Origin of the sequence: uncultured Fluviicola sp., assembly GCF_902168135.1 — a bacterium.
Lineage (GTDB): Bacteria > Bacteroidota > Bacteroidia > Flavobacteriales_D > Crocinitomicaceae > Fluviicola.
Genome location: NZ_CABHOL010000015.1, coordinates 25,219 through 43,608, shown reverse-complemented (window position 1 = coordinate 43,608; position 18,390 = coordinate 25,219). Strand labels below are relative to the sequence as shown.

Genomic DNA, 18,390 nt, shown 5'->3' with positions numbered 1-18,390 from the left:
TTCTGTAGGGTCTGAATTCACCCGTGAGGTTGCTGAACCTCTGAAATCCATCAGCAACAATCCATTTTCAATGTTATTTTTTACACGATGAACACGCTCGTTTTGGAAGAGCAGGTTCCGGTATCAGAACCCGATTTGGTTTCCGGAGAACTTGCCAGTCGAATTGCTTATTTGGAACAACAGTCCCAAACCTTACTTGAAAGCATGCGCTACGCAGGAAGTCTGCAGCGAAGCATTTTGCCGAACGAGCGGATTTTCCGGAATATTTTTTCGGACGCCTTTGTCATTTTTCAGCCGAAGGACATTGTAAGCGGTGATTTCTATTGGATTTTCCAGCATCATGACGATATTTATTTCGCTGTGGGAGATTGTACCGGACATGGTGTTCCCGGGGCTATGGTGAACATCGCAGGGAATGCTTTGCTCAGACAAATTATCCGCCTGGAAGGACTTTCGGATCCGGCAAAAATTGTAGCATTGCTGGATAGTGAGTTGACCAGTCTGTTTAATGAACATTTAACGGAAGGAACTACCCGCGATGGGATGGACCTGGTATTTTGCAAGTTCAATCTTTCTCAAATGAAGGGATCGTTTTGCGGGGCAGGAAGACCTTTGATCCTGGTAAGAGACGGTGAATTGGTAGAATTCAGGAAAGGTCCGGATGCCATAGGACATGCTTCCAAAGAAACCAAAGAGTTTGAGACCATTCACTTCGGACTGCAAAAAGGCGATCAGTTTTACTTGTTTTCAGATGGTTATACCGACCAATTCGGAGGCGAGAACGTGAAGAAATTCAATCGGCAACGTTTCCGAAATCTACTGATTTCCATCCGCGATTTCGAGTTACGCGAACAGCGCAAAGAGTTACTTTTAAACTACAATAACTGGAGGGGAAAACAGGAACAGGTGGATGATATTTGTGTGGTGGGAATCCGGATTTAAAGATCATTTAAACGATCAATTATAAATTATCAAGAGGCATCCAGCGGAGAATCCTCTTGATAATTAAACTTTTTATAATTGATAATTCATTACTGTACAATCAGCTTGTAATTTTCACCATTCAGCTTAATCCAGTACATTCCGGATTCAAAAGTCTCTGTATCCAATAAGTAAGTATCATCCGAATCGATTTTTGCTTCGAACACGACCTTTCCGAGAGCGTTATAAACCAAAAGACTTGAAATCGGTTCATCGGAAATGATAGTCACTAAACCGTTATCCGTAGGATTCGGGTAAATTTTTACCTGGTTTACTTTGCTGCTGTTATTGATTGATCGGATATCAGACAGGTAGAAATTGCCGTTCAGATCGACTTGCTTTAAACGATAATAAGAAACACCATCCATCGGTGATGAGTCTGTCAGCGTATAATCAATGATTACCTGCGACGAACCATTTGCGGGAACAGTTCCTATACTGGACCAGTTCTGGCCGTCATTTGATCGCAAAATATCAAAATAATTACTGTTGAGCTCGCTTGCTGTCTGCCAGTTTAGAACCACTTTGCGTTCTGCCAGGGATGCATCAAAAGAAACTAATTCAACGGGAAGCGGACTCAACGTGAAATCTTTCGTAGCCAATGTATAGTATCCGTCAAGTGTAATGGATTGGTTGGCAAATACGATCTGATCACCTACAATTGAATTTGCCGCTGCGATCTCTGTCCATGCTCCGGTTTGCCCTGCTCTGTATATCAAAATGTAATTGGAAGTCACTCCTAAATTTACGCCGGCCATGCCGCCATCGCTCATATCAAAGGAAATATTGGCAACGTTTGAAGCGCCGGTATTCGTAACATCAAAATACCAGATACGCTGCCAGCGGGAAACATTCGTACCGACAATTCCTGCAATATCAGTAGTCATGTCAGTGTTTGTTGTAAATGCATGTCCTGCAATAATATAGTCATTATTATCCAGTCCTGAGACAGATTGCATCCCCAAACCCGCAGAGGTCGACGGATCGAATGAAGCATTTGTTAAACCTGTTGCATCTCTCCCTATTCCGGAAACATTCCGGTCGTAGTTCCCGTTTGCCGGATTATCACCAACGTACAAATCATTGGAACTTAAAGGCACATCGTATTTTGCGGATAAATGATTGTTGATGATGGTTCGTTGTGCGTCATTCAGCTTTGTGCGGAACATGATGATCTCGGAAATGTACCCGTTGAATGGTCGCGGATCCCCTGTATGCGTTGCTCCAACAAGCAGCGGAGAATTTTTGTCGGCGATTGTTGCGCTGCTTTCCGTACTTGTGGTTTGCAAAACTTCCTGGTCGAAGATTGTTGAGCGCATGGTCGGAGTTAAAGTCCCGTCGTAAAAGAAATCATAGATCTTAGTAGTATTGATGGTACTGATTGTCGAGTTCGAAAAACGATTATTGTCGTTGTCAAAATCTACGAACAGTCGGTTGCCGGTATAGTAGAAAAGCATAAAAGCTTCTTCATTTCCTACATTGTTCCGTTTACTGATAATGGACTGTGCATCTCCGAATCCTTTCATGCGGGTTACGGTAAAGAAACTGTAGCCGTTCGTATTATCAAAAATCGGATTGTCCGGGGTAATCAGGTAGTCGTTTTGTCCGGTAGAACCATTGTTATCAAATTCAATGGCAGGAAATCCGTTCATGAATGAACTCACGAACTGTGGCTGCTGCGCCACATTTGATTGGCTTAAAACAACTCCGTTTCCGGACTGATCCGTCCAGGATGCTAAAGGAGAACCATTTGTTGAAGTACTTGTTCCTGCGTCGGCCTTTAACCATAATACGTTGGTGGCAGGACTTCCTACACCCGCAGGACCGGTTTGCCCCAGGGAAGAGAAGGCAGTCAGCATACTCAGGATAATGAAGGAGGAAAAGTTGTTCATACACTATTTCAATTTAAATTCCAAAATGGAATAGTGGTCTCTTACGCGAATGCAAAAGTACTTTAAAATGCCGGAAGAATGCTTATAAAAGACGTTAAATGAGCCAATTGGTCGAGTTGGCTATTAAGCATGCATTGTGAGTGAGTAATCTACAATAGGATTCCAAGAAAAAGAAACTTGGTTTCCTTTCTATACTTTGATTACATGGCCAGCCACAAAGTGGGATTGATGCGCTGCACATTTCCTTCCACCACCTGGTGAATTTCGAAATGAGAAGTGGAAAGATTCCCTTCGTCATCTGCAAGCAGGGAACCGATCGCTTGTTTGGAGCTTACTTTATCGCCTACGGAAACATAAGCTTCCTGCAGGTTACTGTAAACAGTACGATATGCTCCGTGTTTAATAATGATTACCTTTCCGGCTCCCGGGATATTCAGGACGCTGGTAACTTCTCCGTCAAAAACAGCTCTTACCTGCGAGTTTTTAGGCGCACCTATATCAATCCCGTTGTTGTTGGTAAATACATTCGGTAGCGTAGGATGGGCATTTTTACCATAGCCTTCTGTGATAGATCCCTTAGCCACAGGCCACGGAAGCTTACCGCGGTTTGATTCAAAGCTTTTCCCCAGGGCAATATTTTCTTTGGTGTCCGTAAATGTTACTTCTTTCGTTGCGGTTGAAGTGTTAGTTGTTTTGGTGGTAGTAGAAGTCTTTTTAGAAGCCAGCGAGGCTTTTTTCTCAGCTTCTTTCCTGGCTTTTGCTTCCGCTTCTGCAATTTCTTTTTCGATAGCCAATTTGATTCGGCGTTTCAATTCTGCTTTCTGACGTTCCTGTTCCTTCATTTCTGCCATAAGAGAACTTTCATCCTTGCGCAGTTTTTCCAATGCAAGCTGTTTGGCGGACTTATCTTTTTCGATTTGTTGTTTCTCTACAATCTTTTCCTGTAACAGAATCTTTTTATGCTCTTTTTCCTCCCGGATCGTCTTGATCTCTTTGTGAATCGTTTTTTCGCTTTGAAGAATAACCTTGAATTGCTTTTGCTGTATTTCCGCAAGACGTTTTAAGTAGGATGTCCTTTTTACCGCTTCAAAATAATTGGAAGAGGAAAAGATGTACATCATTTTTGCACTTTTATTGCGGTGCTTGTAAGCATAAATAAGCAATTTCTTGTATTGTTCCTTTAAGCGGACCAATCGTTTTTGAAGTTCTTTGATTTGGCTGTCTTTGGAAGAAATAGTCAGTTCGGCACTGCGGATCTGGTTGTCAAAATTGCGGACAAGCAATTCCCGGTTTTTGACCTGGTTCTCGATCAGTTTCAACTCATTCAAAGAAGATTGTGTTCCCTTTTTAACTTTATCCAACAGGGATTTTGTCGTAGAAAGTTTCTTCTCCAGCTTATTTTGCTCGGCCTGGAGCTGATCACTTTTCTTCTGCGACCAAACAAAGCCTGTACTCGTCAATAGAAGGATAAACAGGCTACTTTTCAGAATTGCAGATATCATATTCTTCCGGTATTACAAAATAAATTTCCTGAGGTGTGTTTATTTCGGTTTTATCGTAATCCATTGTTAAAACGATATGATTGCGGGCCGTTACAATATCAATGACAACTTCTTTAGGTAATAAATAGGTGCCAATGGTGTCACGGCCAATATAATCTACAGAAATGTGTGTGGTATCTTCCGGGCTGTCAATCACCATGCGATTGATACTTTTCAGCGAAGGGTGGATGAAATAACGGATGATCACATTGTCTTCATCGTTGTCTTCATCGTTTCCATTTCGATCCCGGCGCAAAATATTGTCCCTGTTATTGTCCTTCTCTTTCTCCTTCTCGTGCTTGTTCTTATTTTCTTTTTTTATAATGCGTTTCCGGTGGGAAGAAATGATGTAATTATAAGGATCATTGATCTGGAAATATTTTTGTGTCGTATCGTAAGCAACCGGCAATCCAAGCAGTAATTCTTCCACATTGCGGAAGTCGAAATCCACACCGAAGGATTCTTTGATGTAACCCATGTTTGTGAGGATCTTACATTTATCCTTTCTGTTGGAAATAAACAAAGAATCAGGCCTGATCAGTGAATTAACGATCGGGATTCCTGCATAAGTAATGATGGGGTTGATGGCACTGTCTTTTACTGCACGAATGGAAGTCTTAAAACTCACACGTCGATTGGTATCTGAGAAATGGCATTTGATCTTTGTGTAAAACGAATTCGGACGAACTCCTGCAAGACTGTCCATTGCGTTGATCAACTCGATGGTCTTTCGTTTTTCAAGTTTGACAGGTTTGTCTGCAACGGGTCTTCTTACGCAAGAAGCCAAAAGGACCAGCAAAGCAATTCCCAACCATTTAATATTCGGGATCGACATACGTTTTTGATTGAATTTTTTTGGTGAGTAATTTATTCTTTGATCCAAGTGTAAGTGCTTTTTTCCATAATTCGAGCGCTTTGGTGGTGTCACCTAATTTGAAAAAGGCGTCACCCATGTGCTCGATGTAATTTTTGTTTTCTTTGTCCAGTTCGTCTGCAATCGTAAACTGCTCCAGGGCTTGTTTGAATTTACCCTGTCTGAAAAAGATCATTCCCTTCGTATCTACATATGGTGCCTGGTTGGATTTACCTTCAAGCACTTCGTTGATCAGTTTTTCAGCTTTGGGAAGATCCATATTGGCCAATGCCAGCCGCATGGCATAATTATTCTTAGTCAGGGAATTCGAAGGGAAAATCGCCAATGCCTTATCGTAAGCCTCAGCTCCTTCCTGGTAGCGTTTCAAACCGAACAGCGCATCTCCTTTTTGGGCGTAGAACTCAGATTCTGTCGCAGGATCGTTTACCACCAACTCTTTTCCCATATCAGCAGCATCAATAGCTTCCTGGAAATGGTCGATTTGCACACAGGCAATCGTGTAGAGTAATTGTACGCTTGAAATGGTCGGGAACAGTGCACTGCAGGCACGGGCATCTTTATAAAGGTCCTCGAACTTCATTAATTCATATTCCAGGATCAATACCTGGTTCCAGATCGGGAATTTGCCGTCTTCGTGTTTCAGTGCTTCTTTATAGGCCGCGAGTGCTTCTTCCTTTTGGTTGTTCCGAAGCAGTAAATCACCTTTTACGGAATAACCTTTTGCATCATTCGGATAACTGGCAATCAGCAAATCAGCCAATTCGATCAACTCTTTATCAATAACCACCTGCTTTTCGTACATTTCAAGCAGCACAGACATCTTCGTATCGACATCAATACCTGTTCCCTCGAATGCAGCTTTGAAATATTTGTAAGCTTCCGGTTTGTTCATCTGGCGGTAGTATAAATCCCCCAGTGCCAGGTTAGCCCGCGCATTGGACGGATCGTTTTTTACCAATTCAACCAGCATGTTTTGTGCTTTGGCAATTTCTCTTTTGGAGAAGTAATAATCTACCAGCGTTCCGATCAATCCAAGGTCGTCCGGGTAAACTTCACGTGCTTTTTCAAGCTCTTCAATTCCTTTTTCATCTTGTTTCAGTGAAACATACAGCTCGAATTTCTGAATGGAAAGATCAGGTAAAACGCCCAATTGATCTTCCATCTTATTCAAGGCATTGATAGCATCATTTTGCCGGCCTAAGCGTTTCAGGATTTCGGAATGGGCAAATAACCAATCCACATTATTGGGCTGGGTTTTGACCATTTTCGCGAAGCATTTTTCAGCTTCTGTAAATTTCCCCTGGTTGTAATACATGTACCCCAATTCCTGGGTATACCAAATATTGTTCGGATCCAGTTTACTGGCTAATTCCGTATATTCGGCAGCCTTGGTTTTATTGTCGAGCTGCAGGTAGCACTGGCTTAACCCGAAAGCAGCTGCGTCATCCGTCGGACGCATCACCAGGCAGGAATCGAAAGCCTGTATTGCATTATTGGTTTGTCCTTTTACTTTGTAGCGCATCGCATTGTGGAAGGTCTGAATATAAGCCAGGTCATACTGGTTATTCGTTTTTCCGGACGAGGCCGCTTTTTTGACTCCGCAAGAAGCGAAAACAAGCATCAGTCCACAGAAGTAAAAGAAATGTTTCATCAGCTAATTATTGAATAGTCGCTTAAGCTCAAATCCCGAGCCAAACCTTTGTATTTGGAGTGTGAACCCAACATGGAGTCCTTCAAATTGGCATCAACAATAATGGAATGCTGCTGCAAAATACTGTTCTTGATAATGGAATTGGTAACCATGGAACCTTTTCCAAGTGAAACATGCGGCCCCACAACCGAGTTCTCAAGAATCACATCCTTCCCGATGAAGCAGGGAGGAATAATGATGGAGTTCAGTACTTTTGCAGAATCATCTACCATGTCAATGCCTTTTTCCTGGTCGTATTCCAACACACGCTGGTTCGTGATAACCGTAACTTCTTTATTTCCGCAATCCAGCCATTCATCTACTTCTCCCGGTTTAAAGCGTTTTCCTTTTTCCGTCAGTCTGCGCAATGCATCCGGAAGCTGGTACTCGCCGCTCTTTATGATGCCGTTTTCTACTAAAAAGTTTAATTCGTCTCTCAAAGCCAATCCGTCTTTGAAATAATAAATTCCGATCATAGCCAAATCGGAAACGAAATCTTTCGGTTTTTCCACGAAATCAATGATCTCGCCATTGTCGTTCAGTTTCACGACTCCGAAATTGCTTGGGTCTTCGATCTGTTTCACCCACAAGATCCCGTCCGCGTTCGGATCGATCTTGAAGTTTGCACGGAATAAAGTATCTGCAAAGGCGACTACTACCGGACCTTCCAATAGCTTTTCGGCGCATAGTACGGCATGTGCAGTTCCCAGTGGTTTATCCTGGTAAAAAATACTTCCCTTTGCACCTAATTTCTCCGCTACTTTGATCAGCTCAGCTTCAATTTCAGGACCGAAATCACCGATCACAAACCCGATCTCATCAATCGGTTCGCTGCACAATGCGGCAATGTCTTCCACCAAACGGTGAACGATCGGTTTCCCGCCAACCGGTACAAGTGGTTTTGGTACTGTTAGTGTATGTGGTCTTAATCGGCTGCCACGTCCTGCCATTGGAACGATAACTTTCATAGTATCCTTTAATTTTTTCCTGTACTTCCGAAACCGCCTTCTCCGCGGTCTGTTTCCGAAAGTGCGTTTGTTTCTGTTAATTGTGCCTGTACAAATGGTGCTACAACCATCTGTGCTACGCGTTCACCGCTTTCGATGACCACATCTTCGTTTGACAAGTTAATCAATAACACGCCAATTTCACCACGGTAATCCGCATCAATGGTTCCCGGGGAATTCAAAACAGTTACACCTTGTTTAAAGGCGAATCCACTTCTGGGACGGATCTGGACTTCAAATCCGCTCGGGATTTCCAAATACAAACCTGTCGGTATCAGTTTACGCTCCAAAGGCTTCAGTGTCACCGCTTCATTCAAAAATGCACGAATATCCAAGCCTGCAGAATCTGCAGTTGCGTAGTGTGGCAGCTCGTTGTTCGATTTATTGATGACTTTGATTTCCATATTATTCTTTGGTTGGATTTTTGGTCACAGCATAGCTGATATCCATTACATTTTTTGCACTTTGTTCCGTAATTCCCTGTTCGAAAGTGAAGGTATAATTGCCTTTTTGAGGGAACTTGACATGTCTGAAATACACGGTGTTCTCCACAATCGTTCCGGAAGTCTCTCCGATCCAGGAGCCATCCGGGTTGGCGATTTTTACTTCTACGGGCTCTCTTCCAACCTGGCCCTTCGGAGTTTTGGAATGGATGAAAAACCACAGGTTATTGTAACCATAATCCGTTGTAGTACGAAGTGTAATCTGAACGGTATAAACCGCAGTTGTATCTTCAATATGAACCTTGAACACCGGTTTTACGTCTTGTTCCCACGCGTTATTGGCGAAAGAATACGACTTGTTGTAAAGCGGTGAATCTCCGCATGAGCAGATCAGGACCAATAGAATCAATATCCAACTATTTTTCAGTGCCTTCATTTCCTCCGTTGTTTTTACGCGGTGGTCTGCGACGATTGTTTTTCTTTTTATTCGGATTTGCCTGAGCCTGTGGGGAATTTTCTTGTGCCGTCGCTGAAGCTGTAGGCGACATGCGATCTCCGTTCTGAGCAGGTTTTTGCTGCTGCTGAGGTTTAGTGTTTTGCTGTTGAGGCTTGTTTTGTTGTTGCTGCGGACGGTTCTGCTGTTGTTTGTCCTGCTGAGGTTTATTGCCCTGAGGTTTGTTTTGCTTTTGAGCAGGTTTTGGAGCTGCAACTGCGGTATCAGCCTGAGGCGCATTTCCTTTCGATTTTTTCTTCTTGCGTTTCTTGTTTTTACTGAACGTATTGTCGAAACGGTTCAAAGAATCCTGGCCTACCACATTGTCGTAATCCGGTTCTTTTCGTGTTACGATATGTGAATCGAAATCCTTCAGATCAGCAGGTTTTTTACCCGATTTGTTGATCTTGATGATGTCCTGAACACGTTCCGGGCTCAAAGCAACCAATCCCACACCGATAGAAGCTTCGCCTTCATACATGTACCACAATTGTCGTTTGAAGACATCCGTTTTGATGTGGAAAGCAGTTCCTTTTTCGGTTTGAAGTTTCACATCCGTGCTAGGGAAAGATTTGATTGCATCTAAGTACATGTCCAGCTCGTAGTTCAAACAGCACTTCAATTTTCCGCATTGTCCGGCTAATTTTTGCGGATTCAGCGATAATTGCTGGTAACGTGCTGCAGAAGTAGAAACCGAACGGAAATCTGTCAACCAGGTTGAACAGCACAACTCGCGTCCGCATGAACCGATTCCGCCCAATCGCTGAGCTTCCTGTCGCGAACCGATCTGGCGCATTTCAATACGGATCTTGAATTTATCAGCCATGTCCTTGATCAGCTGGCGGAAATCCACGCGTCCTTCGGCAGTGTAATAAAACGTTGCTTTGGTTAAATCGCCCTGGTACTCTACATCGGAAATTTTCATTTCCAACCCGATATTTACGGCTAAAGTACGGGCCTGGAACATCACTTCCGACTCCAAAGAGCGGGCCTGTACCCATTTATCAATATCTTCCTGATTTGCAATGCGCAAAATCTTCTTAGTCTCCATAGGTTTTAAACCCGGAGATTTCTTTTTGACCTGAATTCTGGCTAACTCACCTACTACGGAAACAACACCCACATCGTATCCCGGGCTTGCTTCAACTACTACCACATCACCCACTTGAAGCGATAGGTTTTTCGCGTTCCTGTAAAACGTCTTTCGACTGTTTTTGAAGCGAATCTCAAGTATATCGTAAGATGTCTGACCTGCCGGCAACTGCATGTTTGCCAGCCAATCGAATACACCTAGTTTATTACATCCACCAGAACTACAGGTCCCATTATTTTTACAACCGCGTGGCGTACCACCACCGCTGCTACACGAGGAACATCCCATAGTTTTCGAATTTGATGTAAAAATACGAAAATTAAAAGTTACGATAGCATTTTGTCACCCGACTTGACAACAGCCCTTTGTGAAAAACTGTAAGGGCGAAAAATTTTTCGCCCTTACAGTCAAATTTCTTATTTTCGAAAACAATTTAAACACAAATCTACAGATGAAATTCAGCTTTATTTTTTCGGCAATGGCAGTTTTGATGCTTGCGGTGTCTTGTAACGTGAATAGTGACAAGAGAAAATCATTTACTGACGTTGTTGAATACAATGACTTCATCGTTGACCACATCAACACGCTGGATTCTGCCTATATTTTAGCATTGGCAACAGACAGCGGGATTGATGTTTGCATGAAAAAATGTGATCAGCTGGTAGAACTGTGCGACAAAACAACGGAAGAATTTAAAGGAATTCAGCCTTACCAGGGAGACAGTACGCTTACCATGCAAGCTCTGGCTTATACGCAATTCATGCGAAACAACGGTAAAACAGAGATCAAAAAACTGCTGAAGTTGATCGATAAGTACCAAAATGCAAGTTTTGAAGAACAGGAGAAAATGGTGGAAGAAGTTCAGGCAACAGCTGAAAATATTGACAAGCAGTACGATATCGAGATCAACAAAGTAGATAAAGTGCAGCAGAAGTTCTCTGTAAAACACAACTTCAAGGTCTTAAAAACAAGATCCTAGAAACAGGAAAATTTAGAGAACCTATTGGAAATTCTTTGCGGTAAAATGAAAAAATCTGCATGATCTGCGAGAACTTTTTCTAAGCCCTGTGAATAAACCGCATCACTTGAAAGCAAAGCTGCGTAAACAACAATTTCCCGAAAGCATTCCGGTCTAAATGGTAATGGGCATCGTTGAAAATCTCCATGAAATCCAATGCATTATTGTTCGAAATGAAGCGGGCAAAATTAGCCAGGAAAGCAGCTTCTTCCTGAGAAACGCGAGTCAGCATGTCCTGCGTGTAATTCTTCAATAAACTCTGGCGTACCATGTGCAGCGCATACTGAACAAATTGCTTTTGTCCTTCGCGGGAAAGTGCCGAAACCTCATCCGTCCAGTTCAACATGGCGTTGACATCTTTTTTGAAGCATACACGCATCAGCTGGATGAACAATTCCCGGAACAGGTTTGCTTCGGATTGATCCCCCATGATTTGTTGTGCATCGATCAGGTTGCCGTTGCTTCTTGCAGCAATACTTTCAGCCAATTGACGTCCAATACCGCTTCGTTCCACAACTTGCTGAATCACATCCATCGGGTAGGAGGGGATGCGCAGAATCTGTGTCCTGGAAAGAATGGTTGTAAGCAATTTATCAGGACTGTCGGTAACCAGCAGGAAAAGTGTTTTTGCCGGAGGTTCTTCCAGGATTTTCAATAGTTTATTGGCACAGGTCGCATTCATTTCTTCCGCCATCCAGATCAGCATTACTTTGTATCCGCCTTCGTAAGACTTCAACGACAGTTTTTTTACGATCTCCAAACTTTCCTCCGTTCCGATAATCGGCTTGCGCTCCTTGTCGTCCATGCGTTTGGTCCAGTGGTAGAGATCAAAGATCGGCTGCTCCTGGATCTGTGTTCTCCATTGCGCTAAAAGTGGGTTTGTTGTCTTGGAAATGGTCTGGACCGTTGGAAATGAAAAGTGCAGATCGGGATGCTGCAGGTCAGAAACCTTTTTACAGGATGCACAGGTTCCACAGCTGTCATGTTCTTGTTTGTTCTCACAAAAGATATACTGAACGAAAGCCAGGGCCATCGGAAGTGTTGCATGCCCTGCTTTTCCTGCAAACAATTGGGCATGACTGATCTTTCCTCCTTTGACCTCTTCGATCAAATGAGCTTTAATTTCCTCCTGTCCGGGTATTGAATGGAATTGCACGCCGTAAAGTTAAAGCTTATACTCACAATTAAAGACAAAAATAGTGGAAAGTGATGTAAAGTAGCTACCTTGTTGTAAATAGAAAAACAGAATTATGAAATTAGCTTTATTGTTTATTGGATTTGTTGCCTTTTTTCCAAACTCCTTTTGGGCTCAGGACGTCATTGTGAATGATGAAGTGGTTCAGTTTTCATCCGGATCGCACGATGCGATTGTCACGGTTATTCCATTTGCAAAACGCGACATTATTGAAAAGCGGTTAAAATCGGAAATGAAAAGCTGGGGAGGAAAATTGACTATTAGCGGAGATGAATACAAGGTGGTTCAGGGAAAAATGAAAATTTTTGGAGAAAATCATTTTGACGGGTATGCTAAAATAATTGAAACTGCGGAAGACACGAAAGTTGCTTTTGTAATTGATCTTGGAGGAAGGTATATGAGCAGCACAGAAGATCCGATTGAATTCAAGGCGATTCGTGAAAGAGCAAGAAATTTTGGAGCAAAAACGGCAACTGCAGGTATCGGAGCAGATGTTGAATCGGATAAAAAAGTACTGAAATCCCTGGAAAAAGAAGAGAGAAAGATTGAAAAAAGCATTGAAAGCTTGAATAGGGATATTGAAAGCTGCCAGAAAAAGATCAAGCAGGCTGAGAAAGATATTGAAACTAAAAAGATCGAATTGAGTGCAAAACAAGAAGAGATTAAAACTCAAAGCCTGCAAATCAATGAACGGAAGAAAACCGCTAAGAAAATCAAGTAATTAACTGCAGGATTGGTATATTTATCCATCAAATAAAACAACACATAACTAATACATCATGAAACAAGTAACACTTTTCGTTGCCGCTTTGTGCACTACCTGGGCAATCGGACAAGAAGTAAAAACATCGAATGACAAAGTGAGTTTTTCTCACGGATCCTTTGACGCAATTGTTGTAAGTATTCCATATGGGAATAAAGACATTATTGAAAAAGAACTGAAGTCTGAAATGAAGGACTGGGGTGGAAAATATAACAGTTCGAAAGGTGAATACACGGCGAAAGAAGCCAAAATGAAAGAGATGGGCGACAAGTATTTCGACGGATACGCGAAAATCATTGAAAGCGGTTCGGAGATCAAAGTTGCTTTTGCAGTTGATTTGGGTGGGAGCTATATGAACCAGGGCGACCACAAAGACCAGCACAGAACGATCGAAAGCCGCGCGAAGAAATTCGGTCAGAATGCTTCTAAAGAAAGTGTCAACGGAATGATTGAGGCAGAAACGAAAATTCTGAAAAAACTGACCGGTGAAAAGGAAGACATGCTGAAAGAGATCGAAGATTCCAAAAAGGATATCGAGAACTACAAAAAGAAAATCGCTGAAGCGGAGCAGAATATCAAAGACAACGAAGCTGCTTCCAAAAAGAAAGAAGAAGAGATCGGTGCTCAAACTACCAAGCTTGGAGAAACCCAGGAGTTGTTGAAGAAGATTAAGTAATTCGGGATTATTTGTTAGGTAGGGACGTAATGCATGGTGTCCCTACCTTTTTTTATACCTTTATCCCCATGAAAATTCTCGTTGTCCGCTTTAGCTCCATCGGCGATGTGGTGTTGACCACACCTGTTGTCCGCTGCCTCAAACAACAACTAAAAGATGCCGAGATCCATTTCATTACCAAAAAAGCGTTCCAATCCGTATTGGACCAAAATCCCTACATCGACCGAATCATTACTATTGAAAAATCGGTGGATGAGGTGGTGGATCTTCTGAAGAATGAGCACTACGATTTCGTGGTCGACCTGCACAACAATATACGGACGCTGCGTCTGAAACGCGCTTTAAAAGTGAGGTCGGCAGCCTTTCCTAAGAAGAATTTCTCCAAATTGCTCTTAACTACCTTCAAGATCAACCGCATGCCCAAAGTTCATGTGGTAGACCGTTATTTCGAAGCGGTTAAGGAACTTGGAGTAAAAAACGATCGCAAACCCTGCGATTTCTTCCTGGCGGATGCGGATATTGTTTCACTGGAATCCATTGCACTTGCTTCAAAGAAATTCATAGCCGTGGCAATGGGTGCACAATTCGCTACCAAGCAGATGCCCGTTCCGTTGATGGCAAAAATTCTTCAGGGAGTTCAAATGCCGGTTGTTTTATTGGGCGGACCCATGGATTCTGAGCGTGCTGCTGCATTGATCGAACAACTTCCGAACCAGCGAGCGGTAGACCTTTGCGGGAAACTAACCCTGCGCCAATCGGCTTTTATGACCAAACACTGCGCAAAATTACTCACCGGAGATACCGGACTAATGCACATTGCAAGTTGTTTCGAAACACCGATCGTAAGCGTTTGGGGGAATACCGTTCCCGATTTTGGTATGTATACCTATGCTCCGCAGAACAAATCCTTGTATACGATCCATGAAGTGGAAGGCCTGAGCTGCAGACCGTGTTCGAAAATCGGTTATAAAGAATGTCCGAAAAAACACTTCAACTGCATGAACCTGCAAAACCCGGAAGTGATTAGAACAGAACTAAATAATTGAAAATTGACAATGTAAAAATTGAAAAGTTTGGACTCCCAATTGAATAAAAGATTTATGGAATCCTTTTCAATTGTTTTTAATCCAGAAACAATTTTCGCAGTTCCGTAGCGTCCTTCGGAGTCATTTTCTTTGCCAGAATCAAAGCCAGCTGCCTTCTTCGCAATGCTCCTTCAAAACGTTCGATTTCCTCTTCCGTTTCAGGAACCAGTTCGGGAACCTGGATTGGACCTCCATGCTGGTCAACCGCCACAAAGGTGTAAATCGCTTCATTCGACTTACTGCGTTTGCCCGTGATGTTGTCTTCCACAAAAACATCTACAAAGATCTCCATGGAAGAATTGAATGCGCGTGACACTTTTGCCTCCAGGGTCACAATGGATGCATGATTGATCGGAGAATTGAAACTTACATTGTTCACGTTTGCAGTAACAACCACTCTGCGGCAATGTCTGTGCGCAGAAACACTCGCTATTTCATCCATCCAGGCCAGCAATTGACCTCCGAATAAATTCCCCAGTGTATTGGTATCATTCGGCAAAACAACTTTTGTAGTAATAGCCAGGGTTTCCGATGCAAGTCTTGGCTTCATGTTTTCCTTTTTTCGGTAAAAGTACATTAAATTACCAGGAACAAAGGTTTAAGAATGTTTTCTGAGTCCAAAAAATTTCTCCAGTTCAAAAAAGCCTTACTATATTTACAAACTTCAAAGAGAACTATGGAAAAACTCATTCAGGAATTTTCGTCCAACATCAGCGAAGCACTTAAAATCGCTGCAGGAGTAACTTTTGCAAAACCAAACCAGGATATCCGGAATATTGTCATTTGCGGCATGGGAGGATCCGGAATTGGTGGAAGAATCGTTGCTCAATGGGCCCAAAATACCTGTTCGGTTCCTGTAATGTCTGTGCAGGATTACACCCTACCGGCTTTTGTTGATAAACACAGTTTGGTAATAGGGTCTTCCTACTCCGGGAATACGGAAGAAACCCTTTTTGCTTTGGAAGATGCAAAGGCAAAAGGATCAACTATCATCGGGATTTGTTCCGGAGGAGCACTGGCTGAATTCTGCAAATCCAATCATTACCAATATGTAATCGTTCCGGGTGGAAATCCGCCAAGAACAGCGTTGGCTTTCTCTTTGGTACAATTAAGTAACATCTTCATGCAGCTGGGATATGCACATGCGGCGATCCTGGATGAAATTTCGAACGGAAAGCTTTTAATTGATTCGGAATCGGCGCACATTAAATCGGAAGCGATGCGTGCAGCCCATGAACTACAGAAAAGAACGATCGCTGTTTATGCCGGTGCGAATTATGAAGGTATTACGATCCGTGCAAAACAGCAGTTCAATGAGAATTCAAAAGAATTGTGCTGGCAACATGTTATTCCTGAAATGAACCACAACGAACTTGTTGGATGGGGTGGAGGGGATAACCGCTATGCGTGCTTGTTTATCCAGACGGGTGATTTGTCTATGCGCAACCAAAAACGCTTCGATATTTCTATTGAACGGACGAAATCGAAAACAGATAAAGTAGTGGTAATTTCCGCGAAAGGTTCAACGCCGGTTGAGAAAAGCATTTACCTGATCCATTTGATCGACTGGATTTCGCTTTACCTTTCAGACTTGAAGCACGGAGACCCGATCGAAATCGAGATCATCGATTATTTAAAGGAAGAATTGGGAAAAATCAAATAGATATAAAATAGTAGGGGCGGAAAATTTTCCGCCCCTACTATTTTTACACATATAGAATCAATCTACAAATTTTCCGCCCGCGTAAACCTGGAATTCAAAACCTCTGTCGTTGTGAACCTCAAAGTTTACCTTTACGTGTGCACCCATGTATTTTTCCGGGTCTGACGCGAGAATATTTACCAATTGATCTTTGTAATCCAATCTCAAAGCTGTGGTGAACCCATTCGGGTCATCAGCTCCTAAAATGATGTAGCTGAACATATCCTGGTTCACAAATCCCTGGAAAGTAGTTGCAAATTCCTTTTGTGAATTCAAGGCATCCATTGCCCGTTGTGAGCTGATCGGGTGAAGCGTCGCCGGTTTGTATTTCATTCCGTTGATATCATCCTGGAAAGAAGCGCTGCGTTCCTTGGTCTTGATGATCTTTCCTTTCGAATCATAATAAGAAATGCGGTCAATGAAAACAGCTTCATTCTCACCGTTGACCTGGTCAATCAATTCCTGGATCACAAATGGTTTTCCGTTGTTCAGGAAATAATAGCGCGTACCGTTTGTTTTTCCGTTTCCTTCAGAAAATTGTTCTTCCAGGATCTGAAGCACATTGGCGGTATCCAAATGCCCGATCACTTCAACCATCTGCCCGTCTGCTTTTTCATAATGGAGTGAGTTGGCAACCATGCCGGAAGATTCGGTTATTTTCTTCAATTCCAGCACCTGCCGGTCCATTTCAGCTTCATTTTTGAAATGCTTTACGATGGTTTTATTTTCTTTCGGGTTTACCTCTCCGGAATTATCAGAACCACAAGATGCCAATCCGGCAAGCAATAAAGGGAAAATATACTTTTTCATAGCGTTTGTTTCATTCAAAATGACGTGACATGTAAAAGTAACAGCTTTATAACAAATGTCACCCTTTTTTTCACTTAAATTAGGTCCCGAAAACAATTCAGGGTATGGAAAAGATCGTTATTGCGGGAGGTTCAGGATTTATCGGAACAGGATTGGCTAATCATTTAAGAAAAGCAGGACATGAAGTTTGGGTCCTTTCGCGAAAACCGTCAGATCCGGAACGTTTCTTCCTGAATTGGGATCCGGAGTCTGGGAAAATAGATCATTCGGCAGTTGCCGGAACAAGCATCCTGATCAACTTGTGCGGGGCAGAACTGGCGGCAAAACGATGGACCAAATCACGGATCGAAGAATTATACGATTCCCGGATCAATACCACCCATTTTTTATTTGAATCGTTTAAGAACTCAGCTGCGTTGAAGCAGTATGTTTCAGCATCCGGCGCGGTTGCCTACGGATTCGAACATCCGGAGAAGACTTACAAAGAATCCGATCCTTTTGGAAATGACATCATTTCAGACATTACCCGTGAATGGGAAAAAGCAGCAGATCGATTTTCACCCTGCTGTATGGTTTCAAAAGTGAGGATTGCGGTTGTTCTAAGTGAATCCGGAGGTGCATTGCAAAAATTAGCCAGTCCTATCAGGAAAGGATTCGGTGCCGTTTTATCTTCCGGTAAACAAGCCATTCCGTGGATTTACAGCGAAGATCTTTACCGTGTTTTTGAATATGTAATTACCAATAAACTGGAGGGAGCTTACCATGCTTCAGCCGGAAATACCACCAATAAAGAGCTTACAAAACTGATTGCTAAAACCCTGAATAAAAGATTGTTGCCTGTAGTTCCTGCGTTTATTGTCCGGATTTTATTCGGAAAAATGGCAATGATGCTGCTATATGGAAATAAAGTTTCCAACGAAAAAATTCATTCCGAAGGATTTTCTTTCAGGCATGGAAATCTTAATTCAACAATTCAGCGTATTTTTGAGTAAAACAAAAAATCCTCTGCCAAAAAGACAAAGGATTTTGCTATTAATCGAAAAAACAAGAGCACCCCTACTCCTGTTACTCAAAATGAGTACTTTATTAAAAGAATGACTGTTGAAATCATTCGACAGAACAAAGAT

18 protein-coding genes are annotated in these 18,390 nt (G+C 42.5%); 7 read left to right on the top strand and 11 right to left on the bottom strand.

The window, feature by feature from the left end; genetic code table 11:
• Window positions 1–87 precede the first annotated feature (87 nt).
• A complete protein-coding gene (locus QZT69_RS03275; RefSeq protein WP_294670479.1) occupies window positions 88–942 on the top strand; it encodes a SpoIIE family protein phosphatase in 855 nt (284 codons plus the stop codon).
• Between the two features lie 89 nt (window positions 943–1,031).
• Here the strand turns inward: QZT69_RS03275 and QZT69_RS03270 are convergent, their stop codons facing one another.
• The 8 genes from QZT69_RS03270 to QZT69_RS03235 all read right to left on the bottom strand — a co-directional run bounded on the left by QZT69_RS03270 (window position 1,032) and on the right by QZT69_RS03235 (window position 10,302).
• A complete protein-coding gene (locus tag QZT69_RS03270; protein WP_294670476.1) occupies window positions 1,032–2,873 on the bottom strand; it encodes a T9SS type A sorting domain-containing protein in 1,842 nt (613 codons plus the stop codon).
• Window positions 2,874–3,073: 200 nt separating this feature from the next.
• Window positions 3,074–4,375 carry a peptidoglycan DD-metalloendopeptidase family protein gene (locus tag QZT69_RS03265; RefSeq protein WP_294670474.1) on the bottom strand — a complete coding sequence of 434 codons (1,302 nt, stop codon included), beginning with the start codon at window positions 4,373–4,375 and terminating at the stop codon, window positions 3,074–3,076.
• Entirely contained in the window at window positions 4,350–5,249 is a 900-nt protein-coding gene (locus tag QZT69_RS03260) for a DUF4292 domain-containing protein (RefSeq protein ID WP_294670472.1), read from the bottom strand. The genes QZT69_RS03265 and QZT69_RS03260 overlap by 26 nt, the downstream gene beginning before the upstream one ends.
• A complete protein-coding gene (locus QZT69_RS03255; protein ID WP_294670470.1) occupies window positions 5,230–6,939 on the bottom strand; it encodes a tetratricopeptide repeat protein in 1,710 nt (569 codons plus the stop codon). Before QZT69_RS03255 ends, QZT69_RS03260 begins: the two co-directional genes overlap by 20 nt.
• Window positions 6,939–7,946 (bottom strand): sugar phosphate nucleotidyltransferase, encoded by a 1,008-nt coding sequence (locus QZT69_RS03250; RefSeq protein WP_294670468.1) that lies wholly within the window; start codon window positions 7,944–7,946, stop codon window positions 6,939–6,941. The genes QZT69_RS03255 and QZT69_RS03250 overlap by 1 nt, the downstream gene beginning before the upstream one ends.
• An 8-nt stretch (window positions 7,947–7,954) precedes the next feature.
• Window positions 7,955–8,389, bottom strand: a complete 435-nt coding sequence (gene dut / locus QZT69_RS03245) for a dUTP diphosphatase (RefSeq protein WP_294670466.1) — start codon at window positions 8,387–8,389, stop codon at window positions 7,955–7,957.
• A 1-nt stretch (window position 8,390) separates the two neighbouring features.
• Complete coding sequence (locus QZT69_RS03240; RefSeq protein ID WP_294670464.1) at window positions 8,391–8,864, bottom strand: gliding motility lipoprotein GldH; 474 nt, start codon at window positions 8,862–8,864, stop codon at window positions 8,391–8,393.
• Complete coding sequence (locus tag QZT69_RS03235; RefSeq protein ID WP_294670461.1) at window positions 8,845–10,302, bottom strand: regulatory iron-sulfur-containing complex subunit RicT; 1,458 nt, start codon at window positions 10,300–10,302, stop codon at window positions 8,845–8,847. The genes QZT69_RS03240 and QZT69_RS03235 overlap by 20 nt, the downstream gene beginning before the upstream one ends.
• Window positions 10,303–10,465: 163 nt before the next feature.
• Between QZT69_RS03235 and QZT69_RS03230 the strand changes: the two genes are divergently transcribed.
• Window positions 10,466–10,993 (top strand): hypothetical protein, encoded by a 528-nt coding sequence (locus QZT69_RS03230; RefSeq protein ID WP_294670459.1) that lies wholly within the window; start codon window positions 10,466–10,468, stop codon window positions 10,991–10,993.
• A 79-nt stretch (window positions 10,994–11,072) separates the two neighbouring features.
• Here the strand turns inward: QZT69_RS03230 and QZT69_RS03225 are convergent, their stop codons facing one another.
• Window positions 11,073–12,188: an ATP-binding protein gene (locus QZT69_RS03225; protein ID WP_294670457.1), complete on the bottom strand. Its 1,116-nt coding sequence runs from the start codon at window positions 12,186–12,188 to the stop codon at window positions 11,073–11,075.
• A 94-nt stretch (window positions 12,189–12,282) separates the two neighbouring features.
• Between QZT69_RS03225 and QZT69_RS03220 the strand changes: the two genes are divergently transcribed.
• The 3 genes from QZT69_RS03220 (at window position 12,283) to QZT69_RS03210 (ending at window position 14,712) form a co-directional block, all read left to right on the top strand.
• On the top strand, window positions 12,283–12,948 hold the full coding sequence (locus tag QZT69_RS03220) for a hypothetical protein (protein ID WP_294670455.1): 666 nt from the start codon (window positions 12,283–12,285) through the stop codon (window positions 12,946–12,948).
• Window positions 12,949–13,006: 58 nt separating this feature from the next.
• A complete protein-coding gene (locus QZT69_RS03215) occupies window positions 13,007–13,666 on the top strand; it encodes a hypothetical protein (RefSeq protein WP_294670454.1) in 660 nt (219 codons plus the stop codon).
• 68 nt (window positions 13,667–13,734) lie between these two features.
• On the top strand, window positions 13,735–14,712 hold the full coding sequence (locus QZT69_RS03210; protein WP_294670452.1) for a glycosyltransferase family 9 protein: 978 nt from the start codon (window positions 13,735–13,737) through the stop codon (window positions 14,710–14,712).
• A 76-nt stretch (window positions 14,713–14,788) separates the two neighbouring features.
• Here QZT69_RS03210 and QZT69_RS03205 read toward each other — a convergent pair whose 3' ends face one another.
• The gene (locus QZT69_RS03205) at window positions 14,789–15,301 is read right to left on the bottom strand and encodes an acyl-CoA thioesterase (protein WP_294670450.1); all 513 of its coding nucleotides are present in this window, start codon (window positions 15,299–15,301) and stop codon (window positions 14,789–14,791) included.
• A 126-nt stretch (window positions 15,302–15,427) separates the two neighbouring features.
• Between QZT69_RS03205 and QZT69_RS03200 the strand changes: the two genes are divergently transcribed.
• Window positions 15,428–16,414 (top strand): bifunctional phosphoglucose/phosphomannose isomerase, encoded by a 987-nt coding sequence (locus QZT69_RS03200; RefSeq protein WP_294670448.1) that lies wholly within the window; start codon window positions 15,428–15,430, stop codon window positions 16,412–16,414.
• Between the two features lie 57 nt (window positions 16,415–16,471).
• On the opposite strand, the gene QZT69_RS03195 is transcribed toward QZT69_RS03200, so the two are convergent.
• The gene (locus tag QZT69_RS03195; RefSeq protein WP_294670446.1) at window positions 16,472–17,263 is read right to left on the bottom strand and encodes a hypothetical protein; all 792 of its coding nucleotides are present in this window, start codon (window positions 17,261–17,263) and stop codon (window positions 16,472–16,474) included.
• A 104-nt stretch (window positions 17,264–17,367) separates the two neighbouring features.
• Between QZT69_RS03195 and QZT69_RS03190 the strand changes: the two genes are divergently transcribed.
• The gene (locus tag QZT69_RS03190; protein WP_294670444.1) at window positions 17,368–18,255 is read left to right on the top strand and encodes a TIGR01777 family oxidoreductase; all 888 of its coding nucleotides are present in this window, start codon (window positions 17,368–17,370) and stop codon (window positions 18,253–18,255) included.
• Window positions 18,256–18,390 lie beyond the last annotated feature (135 nt).

What these genes read in the sequence shown, in the direction of transcription:
- dut (WP_294670466.1), bottom strand. Translation starts at nt 8,389, where the DNA reads ATGGAAATCAAAGTCATCAATAAATCGAACAACGAGCTGCCACACTAC.
- QZT69_RS03240 (WP_294670464.1), bottom strand. Translation starts at nt 8,864, where the DNA reads ATGAAGGCACTGAAAAATAGTTGGATATTGATTCTATTGGTCCTGATC.
- QZT69_RS03255 (WP_294670470.1), bottom strand. Translation starts at nt 6,939, where the DNA reads ATGAAACATTTCTTTTACTTCTGTGGACTGATGCTTGTTTTCGCTTCT.
- QZT69_RS03265 (WP_294670474.1), bottom strand. Translation starts at nt 4,375, where the DNA reads ATGATATCTGCAATTCTGAAAAGTAGCCTGTTTATCCTTCTATTGACG.
- QZT69_RS03205 (WP_294670450.1), bottom strand. Translation starts at nt 15,301, where the DNA reads ATGAAGCCAAGACTTGCATCGGAAACCCTGGCTATTACTACAAAAGTT.
- QZT69_RS03210 (WP_294670452.1), top strand. Translation starts at nt 13,735, where the DNA reads ATGAAAATTCTCGTTGTCCGCTTTAGCTCCATCGGCGATGTGGTGTTG.
- QZT69_RS03260 (WP_294670472.1), bottom strand. Translation starts at nt 5,249, where the DNA reads ATGTCGATCCCGAATATTAAATGGTTGGGAATTGCTTTGCTGGTCCTT.
- QZT69_RS03195 (WP_294670446.1), bottom strand. Translation starts at nt 17,263, where the DNA reads ATGAAAAAGTATATTTTCCCTTTATTGCTTGCCGGATTGGCATCTTGT.
- QZT69_RS03275 (WP_294670479.1), top strand. Translation starts at nt 88, where the DNA reads ATGAACACGCTCGTTTTGGAAGAGCAGGTTCCGGTATCAGAACCCGAT.
- QZT69_RS03220 (WP_294670455.1), top strand. Translation starts at nt 12,283, where the DNA reads ATGAAATTAGCTTTATTGTTTATTGGATTTGTTGCCTTTTTTCCAAAC.
- QZT69_RS03250 (WP_294670468.1), bottom strand. Translation starts at nt 7,946, where the DNA reads ATGAAAGTTATCGTTCCAATGGCAGGACGTGGCAGCCGATTAAGACCA.
- QZT69_RS03215 (WP_294670454.1), top strand. Translation starts at nt 13,007, where the DNA reads ATGAAACAAGTAACACTTTTCGTTGCCGCTTTGTGCACTACCTGGGCA.
- QZT69_RS03270 (WP_294670476.1), bottom strand. Translation starts at nt 2,873, where the DNA reads ATGAACAACTTTTCCTCCTTCATTATCCTGAGTATGCTGACTGCCTTC.
- QZT69_RS03190 (WP_294670444.1), top strand. Translation starts at nt 17,368, where the DNA reads ATGGAAAAGATCGTTATTGCGGGAGGTTCAGGATTTATCGGAACAGGA.
- QZT69_RS03230 (WP_294670459.1), top strand. Translation starts at nt 10,466, where the DNA reads ATGAAATTCAGCTTTATTTTTTCGGCAATGGCAGTTTTGATGCTTGCG.
- QZT69_RS03235 (WP_294670461.1), bottom strand. Translation starts at nt 10,302, where the DNA reads ATGGGATGTTCCTCGTGTAGCAGCGGTGGTGGTACGCCACGCGGTTGT.
- QZT69_RS03200 (WP_294670448.1), top strand. Translation starts at nt 15,428, where the DNA reads ATGGAAAAACTCATTCAGGAATTTTCGTCCAACATCAGCGAAGCACTT.